Raw genomic sequence first — 20,538 nt, 5'->3', positions numbered from 1 at the left:
GCCGGCGGGGCCGGAGGGTGCGGCGGGGCTGAAGGGTGACGGAGTCGGGGATAGCGGGCGAGTGGGGCAAGGCGGGCGAACCGTGCCCGATCACCGGGCCGTACGGCTTCTGAGAGACTGTGGGCGATGAACGAGACACCGATGCGCGTGTGCGCCGAGATCGATCTTGACGCGGTACGGGAGAACGTGCGCGCCCTGCGCGCGCGGGCGCCCCGGGCCGAGCTGATGGCCGTCGTCAAGTCGAACGCTTACGGGCACGGTGCCGTCCAGTGCGCCCGCGCGGCCCAGGAGGCCGGTGCCACGTGGCTCGGCACCGCCACCCCCGAGGAGGCGCTGGCCCTGCGCGAGGCCGGCATCGAGGGCCGGGTCATGTGCTGGCTCTGGACCCCCGGCGGGCCCTGGCGGGAGGCCGTCGAGGCCGACGTCGACGTGTCCGTCAGCGGGATGTGGGCCCTGGAAGAGGTCCGGGCCGCCGCACGCGCGGCCGGCCGTACCGCCCGCGTCCAGCTCAAGGCCGACACCGGCCTCGGCCGCAACGGGTGCCAGCCCGCCGACTGGGCCGAACTGGTCGGCGCGGCCGTCGCCGCGCAGGCCGAGGGCACCGTCCAGGTCACCGGAGTCTGGTCCCACTTCGCCTGCGCCGACGAGCCCGGCCACCCCTCCATCCGGCTCCAGCTCGACGCCTTCCGCGACATGCTGGCCTACGCGGAGAAGGAGGGCATCGACCCCGAGGTCCGGCACATCGCCAACTCGCCCGCGACGCTCACCCTCCCCGAGAGCCACTTCGACCTCGTGCGCACCGGGATCGCCGTCTACGGCGTCTCCCCCTCGCCCGAACTCGGCACCCCCGCCCAGCTCGGACTGCGCCCCGCCATGACCCTCAAGGCCTCCCTCGCGCTGGTCAAGACGGTCCCCGCCGGGCACGGCGTCAGCTACGGCCACCACTACGTCACCGAGTCCGAGACGCACCTCGCGCTCGTCCCCGCCGGCTACGCCGACGGCATCCCGCGCAACGCCTCCGGCCGCGGTCCGGTGCTCGTGGGCGGCAAGGTCCGGCAGGCCGCCGGCCGGATCGCCATGGACCAGTTCGTCGTGGACCTCGGCGAGGACCTCGCCGAAGCCGGCGACGAGGCGGTCATCTTCGGGGACGCCGAGCGCGGCGAGCCGACCGCCGAGGACTGGGCTCAAGCGGCACATACGATCGCGTATGAGATCGTCACACGTATCGGAGGCAGGGTGCCCCGGGTCTACCTCGGCGGCTGACGCGCGCCGAGTGAGGACGGCGACGTCGTGAGCGAGAACTGGCGCAGGGCCGGCTGGGCAGGCGCCGCCATCGGTGTGCTGGCGGCGGGCGCCGCGGCCGGTGTCGCGGTCGAACGGATCACGGTGGGGCGCGGCATCCGGATGAAGGCGCGCCTCGCGCTCGACGCCGCCGGGGACTTCGGCTCCCTGCGCGGGACCGAGGGCGGCTGCCGCGCCGAGGACGGCACCGAGCTCTACTACGAGGTCGACGAACCGCCCGCGGACGGCAAGAAGCGCCGGCTGCGGCGCAAGGACCCGGCGGAGGGCGCCACCGTCGTCTTCTGCCACGGCTACTGCCTCTCCCAGGACTCCTGGCACTTCCAGCGCGCCGCCCTGCGCGGGGTCGTCCGCTCCGTGTACTGGGACCAGCGCAGCCACGGCCGCAGCGCCCGGGGCCTGGCCCAGGCCGACGGCGAGCCGGTGACCATCGACCAGCTCGGCCGCGACCTGAAGGCCGTCATCGACGCCGCCGCGCCCGAGGGCCCGCTCCTCCTCGTCGGCCACTCCATGGGCGGCATGACCGTCATGGCCCTCGCCGAGCAGTTCCCCGAGCTGGTCCGCGAACGCGTGCTCGGCGTGGCCCTGGTCGGCACCTCCAGCGGCCGGCTCGACGAGGTGACGTACGGGCTGCCGTCCGTCGGACGGGGCGCGGTGCGCCGCATCCTGCCCGGGGTGCTGAAGGCGCTCGGCTCCCAGGTCGAGCTGGTGGAGAAGGGCCGCCGGGCCACCGCCGACCTCTTCGCCGGCATGATCAAGATGTACTCGTTCGGCTCCCGGGACGTCGATCCCGGCGTGGCGCGCTTCGCCGAGCGGCTGATCGAGGCGACCCCGATCGACGTGGTCGCGGAGTTCTACCCGGCCTTCCAGACCCACGACAAGAGCGCCGCCCTCCAGCGGTTCGCGGACATCCCGGTCACCGTCGTCGCCGGGGACCGGGACATGATCATCCCGGCCGGGCACAGCGTGACCATCAAGGAGGAGCTCCCGGCCGCCGAGCTGGTGGTGCTGGAGGACACCGGGCACCTGATGATGCTGGAGCGCCCCGACATCGTGACCGGCCTGCTGACCGGCCTGCTGGCGCGCACCGGAGCCGTCCCCGCAGCGGCTAACGTTGGGGGACATGGAAGAAGTACCGCGGGAAGCGCCGCGCAGCCCGGCCGCTGAGGCCCTGGCCGAGGCCGCCGCAGAAACCCTGATCACCGTCGAGTCGCCCGCCTCCATGCAGGAGCTGGGCCGCAGGATCGCCGGCCTGCTGCGCCCCGGCGACCTGGTCCTGCTGACCGGCGAACTCGGCGCCGGCAAGACCACCCTGACCCGCGGGCTGGGCGAGGGCCTGGGCGTGCGCGGGGCCGTGACCTCGCCGACCTTCGTGATCGCCCGGGTGCACCCGTCGCTGGGCGACGGTCCGCCGCTGGTGCACGTGGACGCGTACCGCCTCGGCGGCGGGCTCGACGAGATGGAGGACCTGGACCTCGACGTCTCGCTGCCCGAGTCCGTGGTCGTCGTGGAGTGGGGCGACGGCAAGGTCGAGGAGCTCTCCGACGACCGCCTGCACGTGGTGATCGGGCGGGCCGTCGGCCACGAGGAGGTCCTGGACGACGTGCGCGAGGTCGCGCTGCGCGGCGTCGGCGACCGCTGGGCCGGCGCGGAGCTGGCGGGGCTGGCGGCCCGGTAGCCCGCGGGACGCCGTGGTTCCGGACACCGCACACCGTTCCGGTCACTGTTCCGACAACGTACCGACAACTCGTCGGGAAAACATTGCGTTGGCGCAGGATCGCGTGATGACATGGTACCGAGCGCTGGTTAGGTGTACCTAAGTACGGCGTCCCGGGTCTCAGGAGGCAGCCATGTCGGCAGCAGGAGCAGAGCGAGCGCCCGTCGTGTCCATGCGGGCCCTGCTCGCGGCGGGCGTGGCCGCCACGGCGGTGTCCACGCCGCCCGCGCGCGCCGAGGCCGAACCCGAACCGGGCGCCGCGCCCGAGACCGACGCGGAACGGGCCACCCCGGAGCCGGAAGCGGCCTGATACCCACGTTCGGGTGAATCACGCCGAGTGCCGACGCGCGGCGCGGGGAGCGGCACCGGTCGGAGAACGCCCCGGGGAGCGCCGTTGGCGGATCGCCGGGGGAGTGCCGTCAGGCGACGACGACCACCTTCGCGCCGATCGTCGCGAAGGCCCAGATCGCGTCGCCGTCCGCGCGCCCCATGCGGATGCCGCCGGTCTTCTTCGTGGTGTCCGGCTCCGGCATCGAACCGTCCACGCGGGCGCTGAAGCCGATCGCGATCCCGTCCGTGCTGGCGAACCGCACGACGTGCTCGATCGGCACCCCGTCCGTGCCGGTGACCGTGCCCGCGCGCGAGGTGACGGCGTAGTTGCCCGGCACCGGGTGCACCGTGCTCGGCATCACCGTGAAGGTCCGCGGCTCCTTGCCGTCCTCGGCGACCAGCCACACCCGCTTCTGGGACACCGAGTACACGACCCGCGTACCCGTCCCGGAGTCGGCCGGCACCGCCGCGGGCTTCGCAGGGTCCTGCTTCGCGGGGGCCTGCGCCTGGGGCGCGGCCGGGGCCTGCGGACCCGCCTTGGGGGGAACCGCCGGCGCGGTCGCGGAGGCCTGGTAGCCCAGGAAGCCGATCGCGGCGAGCGCCGCCACGGTGAGCCCGGCCACGATTCCCGAGCTGCTGCGTGCCACCTTGCTCCACCTCTCCGCGCCTCGGGCCGTCGAACTCTCGGGCGACCCGCGTGTGTACCCGGTCGAAAGGTAGCAGCCGGGCCCCGCACCGACCGGCCGCAAGGCCCTGGGGGCGGGGAGTCGTAGGCTGTTCGCGTGCTCTTGCTCGCCGTAGATACCGCCACGCCCGCCGTCACCGTCGCCCTGCACGACGGGGAATCCGTCCTCGCGGAGTCGAACCAGGTCGACGCCCGCCGCCACGGGGAGCTCCTGCTGCCCTCCGTGGACCAGGTCCTCGCCGAGGCCGGGGTCAAGCTCGAAGCCGTCACCGGCATCGTCGTCGGCGTCGGCCCCGGTCCCTACACAGGGCTCCGCGTCGGCCTCGTCACCGCCTCCACCTTCGCCGCCGTCCTCGGCGTCCCGGTGCACGGCCTGTGCACCCTCGACGGCCTCGCGTACGCCGCCGGCGCCGCCGGGATCGAGGGCCCCTTCACCGTCGCCACCGACGCGCGGCGCAAGGAGGTCTACTGGGCGCGCTACGAGGACCCGCGCACCCGCGTCGGCGAGCCCGCGGTCGACCGCCCGGCCGACATCGCGGAACGGGTCGCCGGCCTCCCGGCCGTCGGCCAGGGCGCCGCGCTGTACCCGGACGTCTTCCCGGACGCGCGCGGCCCCCTGCACCAGTCGGCCGCGGCGCTGGCCGCCCTGGCCGCCGAACGCCTCGCGGCGGGGGAGCCGTTCCTGCCCCCGACCCCGCTCTACCTGCGCCGCCCCGACGCGCAGGTGCCCAAGAACTACAAGGTGGTCACCCCGCAGTGACGGCCCCGACCGCAGTGCTCCGCGAGATGCGCTGGTGGGACATCGAACCGGTGCTGGAGCTGGAGAACGAGCTGTTCCCCGACGACGCCTGGTCGGCCGGGATGTTCTGGTCCGAACTCGCCCACGCGCGCGGCCCGCAGGCCACCCGCCGCTACGTCGTCGCCGAAGAGCCGGACACCGGCCGCGTCGTCGGCTACGCCGGACTGGCCGCCGCCGGCGACCTGGGCGACGTACAGACCATCGCGGCCGCCAAGGACCAGTGGGGAACGGGCCTCGGCGCCCGGCTCCTCACCGACCTGCTGCGCGCCGCGACCGCCTTCGAATGCGCCGAGGTGCTGCTGGAGGTACGGGTGGACAACACCCGGGCCCAGCGGCTCTACGAGCGGTTCGGCTTCGAGCCGATCGGCTTCCGGCGCGGCTACTACCAGCCCGGGAACGTGGACGCGCTCGTGATGCGCCTGACCGACCCGGCACAGACCAGAACCGAAAACCCTGAGAGCAGTGAGAGCAATGGCTGACGAACCGCTCGTCCTCGGCATCGAGACCTCCTGCGACGAGACCGGCGTCGGCGTCGTCCGCGGTACCACCCTGCTGGCCGACGCGATCGCGTCGAGCGTCGACGAGCACGCCCGCTTCGGCGGCGTCGTGCCCGAAGTGGCCTCCCGCGCCCACCTGGAGGCGATGGTCCCCACCATCGAGCGAGCCCTGAAGGAAGCCGGGGTCAGCGCCCGGGACCTCGACGGCATCGCCGTCACGGCCGGCCCCGGCCTCGCGGGGGCGCTGCTGGTGGGCGTCTCGGCGGCGAAGGCGTACGCGTACGCGCTCGGCAAGCCGCTGTACGGGGTGAACCACCTCGCCTCCCACATCTGCGTCGACCAGCTGGAGCACGGGCCGCTGCCCGAGCCGACCATGGCGCTGCTGGTCTCCGGCGGGCACTCCTCGCTGCTGCTGGCCCCGGACATCACCAGCGACGTACGGCCGCTGGGCGCGACCATCGACGACGCGGCGGGCGAGGCCTTCGACAAGATCGCGCGCGTGCTCCAGCTCGGCTTCCCCGGCGGTCCGGTCATCGACCGGCTGGCGAAGGAGGGCGACCCGAAGGCGATCAACTTCCCGCGCGGCCTGACGGGCCCGCGCGACGCGGCGTACGACTTCTCCTTCTCCGGCCTGAAGACGGCCGTGGCCCGCTGGATCGAGGCCAAGCGCAACGCGGGCGAGGAGGTGCCGGTGCGCGACGTGGCGGCGTCCTTCCAGGAGGCCGTGGTGGACGTGCTGACGCGCAAGGCGATCCGCGCCTGCAAGGACGAGGGCGTGGACCACCTGATGATCGGCGGCGGCGTGGCGGCCAACTCCCGGCTGCGCTCGCTCGCGCAGGAGCGCTGCGACGACGCGGGGATCATCCTGCGGGTGCCGCGGCCGAAGCTGTGCACCGACAACGGTGCGATGGTGGCGGCGCTGGGTGCGGAGATGGTCAAGCGCAACCGGCCGGCTTCCGACTGGGACCTGTCGGCGGACTCCTCGCTGCCGGTGACGGACCCGCACGTCCCCGGCACGTCGCACGACCACGGTCACTCGCACGACCACGACCACGACCACGTGCACGAACTCAGCAAGGACAACCTCTACTCGTGAGCACCGTCGCGCTGATGTGGGAGGCCCGGGCCGTCGAGGGCCGGGGCAACGAACTCCTGGAGTGGGCCCGGGCGCAGGTCCTCGCCCGGGAGCCGGTGCGCCGCGAGGTGCTGCGCGGCCCGCAGGACCGGGTGCTCGTGATCACCTGGTGGGAGGCCCCCGAGGGCCTGGCGGCGGAGCTGCCCGAACTGCCGGAGCCGGCCGCGGACCTGATCACCCGGGCGGTGCACCGCTGGCGTTTCGAGTCGCTGGAGACCACGGGCACCGGCTGAGGCCCAGGTCGGGGCGGTGGTCGAGGAGTGCTGCGGCGAAGCTCGAAGGCCCGCAGTTAGGGTCATGCCCATGCCGAGACTCGCCGCCCGTGAGCTACCGCCCCCGCCGCCGCCCGCGCACCTGCGCGAGTGGCTGGACGAGGGCGTCGTACGGGCCGACCGCGCGCGTTTCCTCGCGGACCTGGGCCGGCGCAGCCTGGGGCTGGGGCGGCTGCTGTCGCTCTGGGGCGTCGCGGCGGCCTTCGCGCTGGGCTGGACCCTGGTCGGCCTGGCCGTGACGGCCTTCACGGCGGGCGGCGCACCCGGCCTGCTCGGCGGCGCCGCCTGCTCCGCGGCGGGAGTCGCCGTACTGCTGTGCGCCGGGCTCTGCTTCGCGCGGGGCGCCCGGCAGGAGCGGCGGGTGCGGCAACTGCTGTGCGCCTGGGTCCTGGCGGGCCGCGACCCCGAGGCCGACGCCCGCCTGCGCGCTCCGGCCCGCAGCGCGGTGTGGCTGACGGCCTCCCTGGCCCTGGGCGGCTTCGGCCTCTGGCTGGCCTTCGCGTCGGCGTCCGGAGCGCGCCCGGGCACGGACACGTACGGGGAGGTGGCGTACTTCACCGGATTCGGCATGATCCTGTGGATCACCGCCCTCCTGGGCCTGGCCAAAGCCACGGCGTACTACCGCTGGACCCAGAAAACCAGCCCCGCCGGCACATCCGTCCCCGCCGGCGTTTGAGGCGCTCACCCCGCGGGGCGATCCACTGCCGGCCGGCACGATCCAGCCCCGCCGGCGTTTGAGGCGCGGGGGCCCGGGGGCGGAGCCACCGGACAGCCCGGGCGCAGCCCGGGGCCGCTCGCGCGGCGGCGCGGCACCGGGTCACCGTCACCCCCGGCCGGGGGAAGGGTGCCCGATCAGCATCGCCGGCGCCCCCGCCACCCGCGTCAGGAAGACCGTCGCCGAGTTCGGCCCCGACGGCTTCACCTTCTTGCGCAGCTCCTCCGGCTCGATCGCGGACCCCCGCTTCTTCACCGTCAGGATCCCGACCCCCCGCTCCCGCAGCAGCGCCTTCAGCTTCTTCAGCCCGAACGGCAACACGTCCGTGATCTCGTACGCCGTCGCGTACGGCGTCTCCCGCAGCTCGTCGGCCGTGACGTACGCGATGGTCGGGTCGATGAGCCGTCCGTCCAGCTGCGCGGCCACCTCCGCGACGAGGTGCGCCCGGATCACCGCCCCGTCGGGCTCGTAGAGCCAGCGCCCGACCGGCCCCGCCTCGGGGTCCGGCAGCGGCTCGGCGGTCTCCAGCGCGCGGGGCCCCGGGAGCAGGGTGGCGCGTACCGTGCCGGGGGCGGTGCCGAACCACAGCACGGCCTCCTTCACGTCCCCGTGGTCGGAGATCCACTCGGCCTCCGCCTCCGCCGGCACCGCCTCGTGCGGGATACCGGGCGCGATCTTGATGGCGGCGAACTTCGCCGCACGCGCCGCGTCCACCGCCCACGACAGCGGCGGCGAGTACGACTCGGGGTCGAAGATCCGCCCGCGTCCGCCCCGTCGCGCGGGGTCGATGAAGACGGCGTCGTACGCCGACACGTCCACCGCGGTCACGTCCGCCTCCCGGACCTCGATCAGGTCCGCCAGCCCCAGTGCCTCGGCGTTGGCCCGCGCGACGGCCACCGTCAGCGGGTCCAGGTCCACCGCCAGCACCCGGATCCCGCGCCGGGCGAGCGCCAGCGCGTCCCCGCCGATCCCGCAGCACAGGTCCGCGACGCTCCGTACGCCCAGACCGTCGAGCCGTTCCGCCCGGTACGCGGCCACCGGCGCGCGGGTGGCCATCTCCCCGCCGCCGGGGGTGAAGTACATCCGGAAGGCGTCCTCGGCCCCGAACTTCGCCACCGCCCGCTGCCTCAGCCGGGCCTGCCCCAATGCGGCCGACACCAGCCCGGCGGGGTGCTCGCGGCGCAGCCGGGTGGCCACGGCCAGTTCCCGGGCGGGGTCGTAGTCGCGGAGGGAGTCGAGGAGGGCGCGGCCCTCGGGGGTGAGGAGCGCGGCGAAGTCTTCGGGGGTCACCGGTTCATTGTGGGCCAGCCGGTGGAAGGCGGGCGTCCGGCCGTGGTGTCGCCCGGGGCGCGGAGCCACGCGGTGGAAAGATCCGCTGCTATGCAGCTTGTACGACAAAAGGGAAATAATTCGCAGTTTGGTCACCGGTTCGCGGGACGCCCGCGCGGCCGGTACGGGGTGGCCCTGGCCGCACTGCTGGTCGCCGCCCTGGGCACGGGGTGCGGGGCGACGGAGCCCGAGAAGCCGGCCAAGGCCAAGCCCGGCCAGGGGGCGGAGGCGGGCGGCGCGGCCGGCGCGCTCGCCAACTCCGCCGAGAGGCTCAAGGCCGCGCAGCAGGCCCGGATCGCCGCCGCGAAGAAGTGGCGGCTGGCCAAGACGCCGCTCCTGGCCCCGGCCGCGCCGAAGGTGAAGCCCGAGATCACCACGCGCGAGGGCTTCGAGGTCGAGGACCAGGACGAACTGCCCCCGGTCTTCACCACCATCCCGACCGAGGACAAGGTCGTCTTCCTGACCGTGGACGACGGGGCCGAGAAGGACCCCGAGTTCATCAGGATGATGAGCGAGCTGAAGATCCCCTACACGGCGTTCCTCAGCGACTACCTCGTGCGCGAGAACTACCCCTACTTCAAGGAGATGCAGGCGGCGGGCGTCACCCTGAACAACCACACCCTCAACCACCGCTACATGCCCGGCCTCTCGTACGAGCAGCAGCGCGAGGAGATCTGCGGCCAGCAGGACACCATCCAGAAGCAGTTCGGCAAGCGGCCCTCGCTGTTCCGCCCGCCGTACGGCAACTACAACCAGGACACGCTGAAGGCAGCCAAGTCCTGCGGCATCAAGGCCGTTCCGCTGTGGAACGCCGAGGCGTTCGTGAACCGGATGGACTACCGCGAATGGGACCGCGACCTCCACCCCGGTGACATCATCCTCACGCACTTCCGGGGCCGGGAGGACTGGAAGGGCACGATGCCTGACATGATCCGTCATGTCATGAAGACCGTCACGGACAAGGGATACGCCGTGGCCCGCCTGGAGGACTACTTGTGAGGTACGCGCGCCGGTTGGTAGCCGGGACGCTGACGGCCGGCGCGCTCGCGCTCTCCCTGACGGGATGCGGTAACAGCGTGGATCCCATCGAACGGCTGGGCCGCAAGACCGCGCCGGACAGCGCGGCCCCGTCGTCCTCCCCGTCCGCACCGGCCCCCGCGGCGAGCTCCGCGCAGGCCGGTACGGCGGGGGACGAGGCGTACCGGAAGTGGGGCCTGAAGACCCCCGTCCAGTACGCCCCCAAGCCGGACCGGAAGCCCCAACTCCCCAAGGCCGCCCCGGGCAAGGCGGCCGTTCTGGACCGAATACCCGTCGCGCCGACGGAGAAGGTCGTCTTCCTGACCTTCGACGACGGTGCGGAGAAGGACCCCGAGTTCCTGAAGATGGCGGCCGACCTGAAGCTGCCGATCAGCATGTTCCTGACGGACAACGTCGCCTCCTCGGACTACGGCCACTTCGAGAAGCTCCGCGACAACGGCTCCGGCAGCACGGTGAACAACCACACCCTGACCCACCCGAACCTCCGCACCCTGCCCTTCGCGGCGCAGAAGAAGGAGATATGCGGGCAGCAGGACCACCTGGAGAAGCGCTTCGGCAAGCGGCCCCCGCTCTTCCGCCCGCCGTTCGGGAACTACAACGACGACACCCTCAAGGCCGCCGCCGAGTGCGGGGCCCCGACGGTGGTCCTGTGGCGGGCGTCGATGCAGATCAACGACTTCCAGTACGCGGAGGGCTCCGCCCTCAAGCCGGGCGACATCATCCTGGCCCACTTCCGCGGCCCGTCGGAGCTCAAGGGCGCCACGGAGACCCAGATGACGGCCCGGATGCTCCAGCGGATACAGGACCAGGGCTACCGGATAGGCCGCCTGGAGGACTACCTCTAGGGGGCGCGGCTCCACCGCGCGGGCGGGCCATCTCCCCCTCAAGGGGGTGGGGGCGGCCGGTGTTCGCCCACCCGCCCCCACCCCCCGGCCGTCAGCGGCCCAGGGGGGTCTCGTGCTCCATGTGCGTCAGCTTCTGCGGGTTGCGGACCGAGTAGAGGCCGGTGACGAGGCCCTCGTCGATCCGCATCGCCACGACCATCTCCACCTCCCCGTCGATCCGCATGAGGAGCGCCGGGTGACCGTTGACCCGGGTCGGCTCCGCGGTCATCAGCGGGCCGAACGCGGCGACGCCCGCGGCCAGCAGGCGGGCCACCTTCTCCGCGCCCACGACCGGCCGCGGCATGGCCTGCTTGATGCCGCCGCCGTCGCTCAGGGCGACGACGTCCGGCGCGAGGAGGTCGAGCAGGCCCTGGAGGTCGCCCGTCTCCAGCGCGCGCCGGAAGGCCTGGAGGGCGGCCCGGGTCTCGGCCGCGGAGACGGCGCCGCGCGGCCGGCGCGCGGCGACGTGGGAGCGCGCCCGGTGGGCGATCTGGCGGACCGCCGCCGGGCTCTTCTCCACGGCCTCCGCGATCTCCTCGTACCCCAGGTCGAACACCTCGCGCAGGACGAACACCGCCCGCTCGGTCGGCGCGAGCGTCTCCAGGACCAGCATCATCGCCATCGAGACGCTGTCGGCCAGTTCCACGTCCTCGGCCACGTCCGGCGCGGTGAGCAGCGGTTCGGGCAGCCAGGGGCCCACGTAGGACTCCTTGCGGCGGCTCAGCGTGCGCAGCCGGCCGAGCGCCTGCCGGGTCGCGATCCGGACCAGGTACGCACGCGGCTCCCGCACCGTTTCGAGGGCGACCCCCGCCCAGCGCAGCCAGGTCTCCTGGAGGACGTCCTCCGCGTCCACGGCCGAGCCGAGCATCTCGTACGCGACGGTGAACAGCAGCCTGCGATGCCTGACGAACGCCTCGGTGGCGGGGTCGGTACGGCCGTCCTCGCTCATGCTCCGGTCTCCTCTTCCTTCGTTCATGACCGTGTCGCGCATAGGACGCCGGACCCCGCCGCTTTGTGACAGGCCACCCCGCCCCGCCTCCTGTGACGCGCGACACACCCGGCCCCTGTCACGGGCGCCGGCCGGCCGGCATCCCATGTGCGACCAGTCGCGTCGACGAGGAGGAAGACATGAAGGTCGTGGTGGTGGGCGCCGGCTACGCGGGGATGCTCGCGGCGAACCGGATCGCCAAGAAGGTCAAGACCGCCGAGATCACGGTGGTCAATCCGCGCCCCGATTTCGTGGAACGCGTACGGCTCCACCAGCAGGTCGCCGGGACCGCCGCCGTGGCGACGCCCCTCGCGTCGATGCTGCGCCCGGGGATCACCACCCGGGTCGCCACCGTGGAGAAGGTGGGCGACGGCCACGTCACCCTCGAGGGCGGGGAGTCCCTCGACTTCGACCACGCCTTCCTGGCCGTCGGCAGCACGGTCCGGGCCATGGCGGGAACGGTCCCCGTCGGCACCTGGGAAGGCGCGGAACGGGCCCGCGCGGCGCTCGCCGCCCTGTCCGCGCACAGCACGGTCACGGTGGTCGGGGGTGGCGCGACGGGCATCGAGACGGCGGCCGAGGTCGCCGAGGCCAGGCCGGACCTGCGGGTGCGGATCATCGGGCCGTCGGTCGCGGACGGGTTCTCCGACCGGGCGCGGGCCAAGGCCCGCGCCGGACTGGAGCGGCTGGGGGTCGACGTCCTGGACGACACGGTCACGGAGGCCGCCGCCGGCGTCGTGCACCTCCGCTCCGGGGCGGCGGCCGCCTCCGACCTGACCCTGTGGGCCATCGTGTCGGACGTGCCCGACCTGGCCGCGCGCAGCGGCCTCACGGTCGACGCGCGGGGGCGGGCGCTGGTGGACGAGTGCCTGCGCAGCGTCGACGACGGACGGATCTTCGTCGTGGGCGACTGCGCGGCGGTGCCCGGCGCCCGCTTCGCCTGCGCCCTCGCCGGCCCGCAGGCCGCCCACGCCGCCGACACCCTGGTCCGCCTGATCGGCGGCCGCGAGCCCGAACCGTACGCACCGCGGTACGTGGCCCGGGCCGTCACGCTCGGCCGCAAGGGCGCGGTGGCCCAGTTCACCCGCTCCGACGACACCCTCCGGCGCACCTGCCTCACCGGGCGCACCGCCGCCGTGATCAAGGAGATGGCGTCCCGGGGAGGCAAGTACGGAGCCCGCACGGGCACCGGAGGGTGAACGCCTCAGCGTCGACGGGCCCGGCGCACCGCGCGGTCGCGCCACTCGCAGTACACCGCCGCCGGGTCGGTCCAGTACCTCCACGGGAGCGCGTCCACGTACCCGTCGACGAGGCGGAACTGCGCCGGCGCCAGGTCGTACCGCTTCTGACGGGTCAGGAACCAGGCCAGCAGATGGCGCACCTCGGCGGTGTTCGGGTGGTCCGGCGCGGCCGCGGCGACATCGGCCAGGGCGGCGTCCACCAGGGAGACCAGGTGGGGCGTGCGGTAGTCGGCGCCACGGTCCTTCCGGTCACGGTGCTCGTACCAGGCGATCAGGGGCATGGCGGCGAGCAGACTCCCGGCCGGCGCACCGGCCGCGGCTTCCCGGGCGAAAGCCACGGCGCGTTCCTCGGAGCCGTGCCACTTCGCGCACCAGTACTGGAGCGCGGCGTAGTGCGCGGCGTAGTGGTACGGGTCGCGATCGGTGATCTGCTTCCAGATCAGGTCCATCGTCTCCCGGGAGTAGCCGAGGCCCAGCGCAGCCCACATCTCGTTGACGTAGGGGGTCGGATCGTCCGGGTTCAGCTCGGCCGCGCGCGCTCTCCCGCGGCACCCGGGCCAGGGTGGAGTGGAACCCGGCGAACTGCTCGGCGCGCGATGACGATGAAGCGTGCGACTTCCACGGTTGGAGCCCCCGAGTGACGGAATGACCTGAACGATCCCAGCGACGGCGACGGAGTATCCCCCGGGGCGGCAACCGGCCGCAATCACGTTTCCCCAGGTGGCGGGGGTGGTGGGGCTTCGGGGGTGGCGGGGGGCGGGGTTTCGGCTGGGCGGTGTCAGGGCTGGTTTGGGGGTTTCCCGTCAGTCCCATCGTCCTTCCGTGTCGGGCCGGCCTGTCAAGGGCGCTCCCTTCGGTCGCGTCACTTCGTGATCGCCTTCGGCGACCCTTGACAGCCCGTCCCGCCCCGGAAAGCCGAAAGACTGCCGGGAAGCCCCCAAAGGAACGGTCACGGGGCAGGAAGGAGGGGAGCGGCCTCGTCAGCGATGAGGCGAGGGGCCGGGGCCTTGGCCGGCCGGGCATCCGGGCCCTCAAGAGTCCAGCTTCCGGGCCGGGGGCGCGGCTACCCGCACGAGAGGTTCATCGGAGCCCCCAGCAGACCGCCCAAGCGCAGCAGATCGCTACGCGCTCCTGTCGTCTCGGCGTCCGGCGACCGCCCGTGGCTGATACCCGCACCAGAGGACGAACGGAGCAGCCTGGGGAGCCGTTGGGCGCATCGGATCGCTACGCGCTTCGCCCGGCTTGGCGTCCGGCGACCGCCTGTGGCTGATATCGGCAGCCAGGGGCGGAGGAGGACATCAGACCGCTACGCGGTCATCGCCGGTCGGCTCGGCCGTCAGGATGGCGAGGAGTCCGGGAAAGCGGGCCTCGATGTCGGCTCGACGCAGGCCCGCCATTCGGCTGTTGCCCCGGTCGACCTGGCGGATCAGGCCGGCCTCCCTCAGGGTGCGGAAGTGGTGGGTGACCGTCGCCTTGGAAACCGGAAGCGAGAACGAGGCGCAGGTGCGCGCCGTGCCGTCAGGGGCGACGGCCAGCTCGCGCACCACGCGGCGGCGCAGGGGGTCGGCGAGCGCGGACAGCACTCTGCCGAGCTCGATCTCCTCGACGGCCGGATGACCCTCGTCGTCGGGCATGGTGACGACCTCCCTCAGGTATGGATTGGATCTTACCTCTGGCGACTGCTAGCGTCCGATAGGTACGAAGTTGCTCGTACCTATCTGTGGGGGAGAAACCTGATGGACCAGCTCGTCACTCTCATTGGCGTCGCCCGCCCCAAGCCCGAACGTGCCCAAGAACTCAAGGAGCTCCTGCTCTCCTTCGTCGAGCCGACCCGGCAGGAACCCGGTTGCCTTGAGTACCACTTCCACGAGGACCGTGACGAGCCGGGCGTCTTCGTCTTCTACGAGGCATGGCGCAGCCAGGCCGACCTGGACGCCCACCTGGCGCTCCCGCACTTGCAGGACTTCTGGGAGCGTCGGATGGACTACCTGGCCACCGATCTGGAGATCCGCTTCGTGGACATGCGCAGCCCTCACGGCCACTAGCCGCTTGTTGTCCCCGTCAGCCCCGGACGGCCGTCAGTCGCTGAGATCAGAGGAGCGCGTAGCGATCGGTCGCGCCCGACGGCTCCCTCGGCTGCTCTGTTCGTCCTCTGGTGCGGGTATCAGCATCGGACGGTCGTCGGACGCTGAGACGACAGGAGCGCGTAGCGATCTGGTGCGCCTTTGGGGCCCGTGGGCCGCTCTGATCGACCTTTCGGGCGGGTAGTCGCGCCCCTGGTCCGGAATGGCGACTGTTGAGGGCTCGGATGCCCGGCAGGGCGAGCCCTGGCCCCGTCGTCTCATCGCTGATGGACCTGCTCGTCTCCTCCTGCCCGGTGACCGTTCTTTTGGGGGTTTCCCGGCAGTCTTTCGGCTTTCCGGGGCGGGTCGGTCGGTCAAGGGTGGCCGAAGGCCATCGCGAAGCGACGCGAACGCAGTGAGCGCCCTTGAGGGACCGGCACGACACGGAAGGACGATGGGACTGACGGGAAACCCCCAAACCGGCTCTGACACCGCCCGAGGGGATCCCGTCCTCAGCGTGCCCCCGCTCCGGCCCCCGCCACCACCGGGGTGATCGTCGTTTCCGCCGGGCCCCTTGCGTCGGCTTCGCGTTGGCGTTCCGCGCTGTCGCTAATGCGCAGGAGCAGGGCGATCATGATCCAGTTGGCCAGCAGGGACGAGCCGCCCTTCGCCAGGAAGGGCAGGGCCTTGCCGGTCAGGGGGATCAGGCCCGTCACTCCGCCGGCGACCACGAAGACCTGGAGCGCCAGTGCCGCCGCCAGGCCCACCGCCAGCAGCTTGCCGAACGGGTCCCGCGCGGCCAGCGCCATGCGCAGGCCCCGCTGCACGAGCAGGGCGTAGATGATCAGTACGGCCATGACCCCGGCCAGGCCGAGTTCCTCGCCCACCGTCGTCAGGATGAAGTCGCTGCGGCCCGCGAACTTGATCAGCTCCGGGTGTCCCATCCCCAGGCCGGTGCCGGAGACGCCGCCGGTGCCGAAGCTGAACAGCGCCTGGGCCGACTGCTCCGAGTTCAGGCCCTCCGGCCGGTTCTGCGAGTAGATCGCCAGGGGGTTCAGCCAGGCGGCGACGCGTGCCTTGACGTGGGGTTCCGTCGAGCCCACGACGAAGGCACCCACGGCCGCCATCAGCAGGCCGCACACGATCCAGCTGGTGCGCTCGGTGGCCACGTACAGCATCACCACGAAGACGCCGAAGAAGATCAGCGAGGTGCCGAGGTCGCGCTCGAAGACCAGGACGAGCAGCGACAGGATCCACACGGTGATGATCGGCCCGAGCTGGCGCATCGGCGGCAGCCGCATGCCCAGGAACTTGCGGCCGGTCAGGGCCAGGGAGTCGCGGTGGATGACCAGGTACCCGGCGAAGAAGATCGCGATCATGATCTTCACGAACTCGCCGGGCTGGAGCGAGAAGCCGAAGAGGATGATCCAGCGCTTGGCGCCGTACGTGTCCGCGCCGAAGAACGCCGGGGCGATCAGCAGCACCAGCGCGACGGCCATCGTGATGTAGATGAAGCGCTGGAGCAGCCGGTGGTCGCGCAGCAGGGCCACCACCAGGATGCAGGCGGCGACCCCGACCACCGTCCACATCAGCTGGTCCGGCGCGTTGGCCACGGAGTCCCACCGCTCGATGTAGCCCTGGTCGAGCCGGTGGATGAGCACCAGTCCGAGCCCGGTCAGCAGCATCGCGAGCGGGAAGATCAGTGGGTCCGCGTACGCCGCGAACCGGCGGATGCCGAGGTGTCCCACCAGTGACAGCAGCGTCATGCTGATGGCGAAGCTGGTGAGGTGCTGCGGCAGCTCGCCGTTCATGGCCAGCCCGGCGCTGACGTGGCCGAAGACGGCGATGCCGGTGACCAGGACGAGCAGCAGCGCTTCGGTGCGGCGGCGGGCGCCCGCCACCGTCAGGGGCCTCAGTCCACGCACGGGATACCGCCGCCGTCGATGGCGCCGTCCTCCGGCTGTGGCGGGGGCGGGGCGGGTGACGGGGGCGACGCGGGGGAAGAAGAGGGAGAAGCGGGAGAAGAGGACGGCGCGGCGTCCGGCGCACCCGGGGTCGTCGCAGTGGTCGACCGGGGACCGATCTGCTCGGCAATGAGGCGCTTTATCTTCATATCATCTACGACGTTGATGTCCTCCCCATGGTTCCTTCCGAAGCCCTCGACGGGGAGTGTCGTGAACCGCACTTTGCCCCCGGACAGGTTCTTCGCCTGCTTCACGAAGGACAGCAGGTCCCATCCCGCGTCCGTCACGACGTCCTCTTTCGCCGTGTCGATCAGCTTGAGCAGTTTCACCGGATCCGTGAAGGTCCCGGCGGAGTTCAGCTTCTGCGTCGCACCCGCGAGGAAGGCCTGCTGCCGCTTCGTCCGGTCCAGGTCGCCCATCGTCAGACCGTGCCGCTGCCGTACGAAGGCCAGGGACTGCCTGCCGTTCAGGGTCTGTCGGCCCGCCGGGAAGTCGGCGCCGGAGTAGCTGTCCTTCACCGGCTTCTTCAGGCACACCGGTACGCCGCCCAGCGCGTCCGCGAGGTGGTGGAAGCCTGCCAGGTTCAGCTCGGCGAAGTGATCGACCGGGACGCCCAGGAAGTTCCGCACCGTGTCGATCTGCGCCCTGCGCCCCGCCTCGCGCCCCTCGCGCTCCAGTCGGCGCCGGTCCTTCACGCCGCCCCGGGACAGCTGCTCCTCCTTGGCGGCCTTCGCCAGCCCGTACGCCTTCTTGATCTTGTCCTTGTGGCCCGGCCCCCGCCCCGCGATCTCCACGAAGTCGTCGCGCGGTATGGAGAACGCCTTCGCCTCGCCGCCGTCGCCCGGTACGTGCAGCAGGATCATGGTGTTCGCGTTGTAGCCGCCGATGTCCGAACTCCCCGCGTGCAGCTGGTCGAGGATCTCCTCGGGCAGCGGGTCGCCGTTCTGGTCGCGCCTGCTGTCCAGGCCCATGAGCAGGATGTTCACATCGCCGTTCGCCGACTTCTCGGCGCCTTCCAGGGCCTTGGAGCCGGCGATCGAGGAGGCGAGGTCGCGGTAGACGTACCAGGCGCCGCCGCCCGCCAGCACCGTCAGCGCGCAGCCCGTGATCAGCAGCGTGCGCCCGAGCCTCCGGCGCCGTGAGGGCCTGCGGTGGCCGGTCTTGCTCCGTGTCCGTGCAGCGCTCATGCCGCTCGATCCTGGCGCAGCGGCGCTGAAGGAATCCTGAGGAGGCGGCAGGGGAGCAGCGGAGCAGGGGGCGCCCTCAGCGGTGCGGGCCGTCCGCCGGCACGTGCAGCTCCAGCCGCGCGCCCCCGCCCGGCGTGCCGAGGGCGCGTACGTCGCCCCCGTGCGCCCGCGCGATCTCCCGGGCGATGGCCAGGCCCAGCCCGGTCCCGCCGCTGGCCCGGCCCCGGTCCGCGTCGAGGCGTACGAACCGCTCGAAGACCCGGTCGCGGTCCGCCTCCGGGATCCCCGGGCCGTCGTCGGCCACTTCCAGCACCGCCCGCCCGTCCCGCGCGGCGGCCCGCACCACGACCCCGGCGTCCGCGTACCGAAGGGCGTTGTCCACCAGGTTGGCCAGGGCCCGTTCCAGCCGCGCCGGGTCCCCGTACGCCGGCACCGGCGCGGGCGCCTCCACCCGCAGCGGCACCCGGGGCGCGGGCCGCCGCGCCGCGTCCTCCGCCGCCAGCAGCGCGAGGTCCACCGGCTCGGGGCGGGGCGCGGGTCCGCCGTCGAGGCGGGCCAGGAGCAGCAGGTCGGCGGCGATCCGCTGGAGCCGCTCGGTGTCGGCCAGCGCGGCGGCGACCGACGCCTGGTCGGGGCGCGGCATGGCGAGGGCCACCTCCAGCCGGGAGCGGACGGCGGCGAGCGGGTTGCGCAGCTCGTGGGAGGCGTCGGCGGTGAACTGGCGCTGCCGGGCGTCGGAGCGCTCCAGCCGGTCGAGGGTGTCGTTGACGGTCCGGGCCAGCTGGGCGATCTCGTCGCCGCCGCCGGGGTCGGGGACGCGCCGGTCCAGCTCGCTCGCGGTGACGGCGGCGAGTCCGGTGCGGATCGCGGTGACGGGCCGCAGCGCGCGGCCGGTGGCCCACCAGGCCAGGGCGGCGGCGAAGGCGGTCAGCGGGGGAGCGCCGGCGAGGAAGCCGGTGGCGACGGCGCGGGTGGCGTCGTCGACGTCGCCGAGCACGGTCACCGCGTACACGGTGTGCGGATCGTGCGCGTCCGGCGGGCCGGGGGCCTCGACCGCGACGACCAGGCGGCGTTGCGCGCCGGGACGCGCGGGCGGCAGTACGGCCGAGCGGGAGTCCTGGCCGGGGCCGGGGCGCAGCCCGTCGAGGCGCGGGGGGTCCTTGGGCGCTCCGGCGGCGGTGCTGGCGACGTCGCGGCCGCGGGCGTCCCGTACGAGGACCAGGTCGACCCCGCCGTCGGGCGCGGGCAGCCGGCCGCCGGGCGGGAGGGTCCGGGTGTCGAGCTGGGCGGCGACCTTGCGCGCGGCGAGCTCGGTGCGGCCGGTGGTGTTGTCGAGGAGGTTGGTGCGCATGAGGCTGTAGAGCCACAGTCCGCCGGTGGTGAGGACCGCGGCCATCGCGAGGGCGGCGGCGAGGGCGGTCCGCGCGCGGAGGTTGCCGACGCGCGGGCCGCGCGGCCCGCGCCGGCCGGCAGGCCGTGGCCTACCCACCGTCGGGCGCCATGCGGTAGCCGGTTCCGTGGACGGTGAGGATGGAGCGGCGGCCGAAGGGGGCGTCGATCTTCTTGCGCAGCGAGGAGACGTAGACCTCGACGATGTTCGGGTCGATGCCGTGCGGGGCGTCCCAGACCTCGTCGAGGACGTCCTGCTTGGCGACGGCCCGGCCGGGGCGGCGCATCAGGCAGGCGAGGACGCCGATCTCCCGGGCGGTGAGTTCGATGTCGTGGCTCCCGCGGCGGCAGCGGCGGTCCGGCGGGTCGAGGAAGAGGTCCCCGGCCCGGAGCGCGGTGGGTTCGGGGGCGGCGGCGCGGCGGGCGAGGGCGCGCAGGCGGGCGGCCAGCACCAGGAAGGAGAAGGGCTTGGTGAGGTAGTCGTCGGCGCCGGCGTCGAGCCCCTCGGCCTCGTCCTGCTCGCCGTCCCGGGCGGTCAGCACCAGGACGGCGGTGGGGTCGCCGTGGGCCCGCATCCGGGCGCATATCTCGGCGCCGCCGGGGCCGGGGAGCATCAGGTCGAGGAGGACGACGTCGTACGGGCCGCCGGTGAGGGCCAGTTCGAGGCCCCGGTGGCCGTCGCGGGCGACCTCGACGCGGTGGCCCTCGGCGGACAGGCCCTGGCGGAGGGATTCGGCCAGGTTCTCTTCGTCTTCGACCACGAGGATGCGCACGCCCCAAGCCTCACATACCGGGCAGGGGCTGCTCCGGCCCCGGCGCCCGGCGGGGGGCTGCCCATCGGGTCGGGGTTCGGCCGAACGGGGGGTTCGGCGGCCGGAATACGTGGAACCAGCGGACCGTGTTGGCACTCCGCTTGACCGAGTGCTAATCACCGGAATAGTCTCGCGTCTGGCACTCGCCCCCGGTGAGTGCCAACACAGCGACAGGCAGATCCGGCACCCGCGAC

22 protein-coding genes are annotated in these 20,538 nt (G+C 73.0%); 13 read left to right on the top strand and 9 right to left on the bottom strand.

Translation table 11 applies throughout. The annotated features are described in order from the left end of the window. The first annotated feature begins 126 nt into the window (after nucleotides 1-126). The 4 genes from alr to ACZ597_RS04730 all read left to right on the top strand — a co-directional run bounded on the left by alr (nucleotide 127) and on the right by ACZ597_RS04730 (nucleotide 3,326). Nucleotides 127-1,263: an alanine racemase gene (alr, locus tag ACZ597_RS04745; RefSeq protein WP_471324911.1), complete on the top strand. Its 1,137-nt coding sequence runs from the start codon at nucleotides 127-129 to the stop codon at nucleotides 1,261-1,263. A gap of 27 nt (nucleotides 1,264-1,290) precedes the next feature. Beyond that, nucleotides 1,291-2,466, top strand: coding sequence for an alpha/beta fold hydrolase (locus ACZ597_RS04740; RefSeq protein WP_471324908.1), 1,176 nt, complete (start codon nucleotides 1,291-1,293; stop codon nucleotides 2,464-2,466). Then, on the top strand, nucleotides 2,423-2,977 hold the full coding sequence (gene tsaE / locus ACZ597_RS04735) for a tRNA (adenosine(37)-N6)-threonylcarbamoyltransferase complex ATPase subunit type 1 TsaE (RefSeq protein WP_471324905.1): 555 nt from the start codon (nucleotides 2,423-2,425) through the stop codon (nucleotides 2,975-2,977). Before ACZ597_RS04740 ends, tsaE begins: the two co-directional genes overlap by 44 nt. A 172-nt stretch (nucleotides 2,978-3,149) precedes the next feature. Further along, on the top strand, nucleotides 3,150-3,326 hold the full coding sequence (locus tag ACZ597_RS04730; protein WP_471324902.1) for a hypothetical protein: 177 nt from the start codon (nucleotides 3,150-3,152) through the stop codon (nucleotides 3,324-3,326). Between the two features lie 109 nt (nucleotides 3,327-3,435). Here the strand turns inward: ACZ597_RS04730 and ACZ597_RS04725 are convergent, their stop codons facing one another. Then, complete coding sequence (locus ACZ597_RS04725) at nucleotides 3,436-3,993, bottom strand: hypothetical protein (protein ID WP_471324899.1); 558 nt, start codon at nucleotides 3,991-3,993, stop codon at nucleotides 3,436-3,438. A 135-nt stretch (nucleotides 3,994-4,128) separates the two neighbouring features. Here ACZ597_RS04725 and tsaB point away from each other — a divergent pair, with 135 nt between their 5' ends. The 5 genes from tsaB to ACZ597_RS04700 all read left to right on the top strand — a co-directional run bounded on the left by tsaB (nucleotide 4,129) and on the right by ACZ597_RS04700 (nucleotide 7,410). After that, on the top strand, nucleotides 4,129-4,791 hold the full coding sequence (gene tsaB, locus ACZ597_RS04720) for a tRNA (adenosine(37)-N6)-threonylcarbamoyltransferase complex dimerization subunit type 1 TsaB (protein ID WP_471324896.1): 663 nt from the start codon (nucleotides 4,129-4,131) through the stop codon (nucleotides 4,789-4,791). After that, nucleotides 4,788-5,309, top strand: coding sequence for a ribosomal protein S18-alanine N-acetyltransferase (rimI, locus tag ACZ597_RS04715; protein ID WP_471324893.1), 522 nt, complete (start codon nucleotides 4,788-4,790; stop codon nucleotides 5,307-5,309). Before tsaB ends, rimI begins: the two co-directional genes overlap by 4 nt. Beyond that, nucleotides 5,302-6,423 (top strand): tRNA (adenosine(37)-N6)-threonylcarbamoyltransferase complex transferase subunit TsaD, encoded by a 1,122-nt coding sequence (gene tsaD / locus ACZ597_RS04710; RefSeq protein WP_471324890.1) that lies wholly within the window; start codon nucleotides 5,302-5,304, stop codon nucleotides 6,421-6,423. Before rimI ends, tsaD begins: the two co-directional genes overlap by 8 nt. Then, nucleotides 6,420-6,695 carry a hypothetical protein gene (locus ACZ597_RS04705; protein ID WP_471324887.1) on the top strand — a complete coding sequence of 92 codons (276 nt, stop codon included), beginning with the start codon at nucleotides 6,420-6,422 and terminating at the stop codon, nucleotides 6,693-6,695. Before tsaD ends, ACZ597_RS04705 begins: the two co-directional genes overlap by 4 nt. 70 nt (nucleotides 6,696-6,765) lie before the next feature. After that, nucleotides 6,766-7,410, top strand: a complete 645-nt coding sequence (locus ACZ597_RS04700) for a hypothetical protein (protein ID WP_471324884.1) — start codon at nucleotides 6,766-6,768, stop codon at nucleotides 7,408-7,410. 147 nt (nucleotides 7,411-7,557) lie between these two features. On the opposite strand, the gene ACZ597_RS04695 is transcribed toward ACZ597_RS04700, so the two are convergent. Continuing rightward, on the bottom strand, nucleotides 7,558-8,739 hold the full coding sequence (locus ACZ597_RS04695; RefSeq protein ID WP_471324881.1) for a class I SAM-dependent methyltransferase: 1,182 nt from the start codon (nucleotides 8,737-8,739) through the stop codon (nucleotides 7,558-7,560). Nucleotides 8,740-8,829: 90 nt separating this feature from the next. Between ACZ597_RS04695 and ACZ597_RS04690 the strand changes: the two genes are divergently transcribed. Both ACZ597_RS04690 and ACZ597_RS04685 read left to right on the top strand, forming a co-directional pair. Continuing rightward, nucleotides 8,830-9,777, top strand: coding sequence for a polysaccharide deacetylase family protein (locus ACZ597_RS04690; protein ID WP_471324878.1), 948 nt, complete (start codon nucleotides 8,830-8,832; stop codon nucleotides 9,775-9,777). A gap of 14 nt (nucleotides 9,778-9,791) precedes the next feature. Further along, entirely contained in the window at nucleotides 9,792-10,661 is an 870-nt protein-coding gene (locus ACZ597_RS04685; protein WP_471324875.1) for a polysaccharide deacetylase family protein, read from the top strand. A 91-nt stretch (nucleotides 10,662-10,752) separates the two neighbouring features. On the opposite strand, the gene ACZ597_RS04680 is transcribed toward ACZ597_RS04685, so the two are convergent. Further along, entirely contained in the window at nucleotides 10,753-11,649 is an 897-nt protein-coding gene (locus tag ACZ597_RS04680) for an RNA polymerase sigma-70 factor (RefSeq protein ID WP_471324872.1), read from the bottom strand. 179 nt (nucleotides 11,650-11,828) lie between these two features. Here ACZ597_RS04680 and ACZ597_RS04675 point away from each other — a divergent pair, with 179 nt between their 5' ends. Then, on the top strand, nucleotides 11,829-12,887 hold the full coding sequence (locus ACZ597_RS04675; protein ID WP_471324869.1) for an NAD(P)/FAD-dependent oxidoreductase: 1,059 nt from the start codon (nucleotides 11,829-11,831) through the stop codon (nucleotides 12,885-12,887). Nucleotides 12,888-12,892: 5 nt separating this feature from the next. Here the strand turns inward: ACZ597_RS04675 and ACZ597_RS04670 are convergent, their stop codons facing one another. After that, complete coding sequence (locus ACZ597_RS04670) at nucleotides 12,893-13,417, bottom strand: hypothetical protein (protein WP_471324866.1); 525 nt, start codon at nucleotides 13,415-13,417, stop codon at nucleotides 12,893-12,895. An 810-nt stretch (nucleotides 13,418-14,227) separates the two neighbouring features. After that, entirely contained in the window at nucleotides 14,228-14,563 is a 336-nt protein-coding gene (locus ACZ597_RS04665; protein WP_471324864.1) for an ArsR/SmtB family transcription factor, read from the bottom strand. Between the two features lie 102 nt (nucleotides 14,564-14,665). Between ACZ597_RS04665 and ACZ597_RS04660 the strand changes: the two genes are divergently transcribed. Further along, nucleotides 14,666-14,974, top strand: a complete 309-nt coding sequence (locus ACZ597_RS04660; RefSeq protein WP_471324862.1) for a putative quinol monooxygenase — start codon at nucleotides 14,666-14,668, stop codon at nucleotides 14,972-14,974. Between the two features lie 530 nt (nucleotides 14,975-15,504). Here the strand turns inward: ACZ597_RS04660 and ACZ597_RS04655 are convergent. The 4 genes from ACZ597_RS04655 to ACZ597_RS04640 all read right to left on the bottom strand — a co-directional run bounded on the left by ACZ597_RS04655 (nucleotide 15,505) and on the right by ACZ597_RS04640 (nucleotide 20,305). After that, a complete protein-coding gene (locus ACZ597_RS04655; RefSeq protein WP_471324859.1) occupies nucleotides 15,505-16,917 on the bottom strand; it encodes an FtsW/RodA/SpoVE family cell cycle protein in 1,413 nt (470 codons plus the stop codon). Continuing rightward, nucleotides 16,905-18,143 (bottom strand): LCP family protein, encoded by a 1,239-nt coding sequence (locus tag ACZ597_RS04650; RefSeq protein WP_471324857.1) that lies wholly within the window; start codon nucleotides 18,141-18,143, stop codon nucleotides 16,905-16,907. Before ACZ597_RS04650 ends, ACZ597_RS04655 begins: the two co-directional genes overlap by 13 nt. A gap of 76 nt (nucleotides 18,144-18,219) precedes the next feature. Beyond that, a complete protein-coding gene (locus ACZ597_RS04645) occupies nucleotides 18,220-19,632 on the bottom strand; it encodes a sensor histidine kinase (RefSeq protein WP_471324854.1) in 1,413 nt (470 codons plus the stop codon). Further along, nucleotides 19,625-20,305 carry a response regulator transcription factor gene (locus tag ACZ597_RS04640; RefSeq protein WP_471324852.1) on the bottom strand — a complete coding sequence of 227 codons (681 nt, stop codon included), beginning with the start codon at nucleotides 20,303-20,305 and terminating at the stop codon, nucleotides 19,625-19,627. The genes ACZ597_RS04645 and ACZ597_RS04640 overlap by 8 nt, the downstream gene beginning before the upstream one ends. Between the last annotated feature and the right edge of the window lie 233 nt (nucleotides 20,306-20,538).

Source organism: Streptomyces sp. NPDC040718 (genome assembly GCF_055593565.1).
Note: the sequence above shows the minus strand (reverse complement) of the source record. Positions and strands in the feature narration are given on the sequence as shown.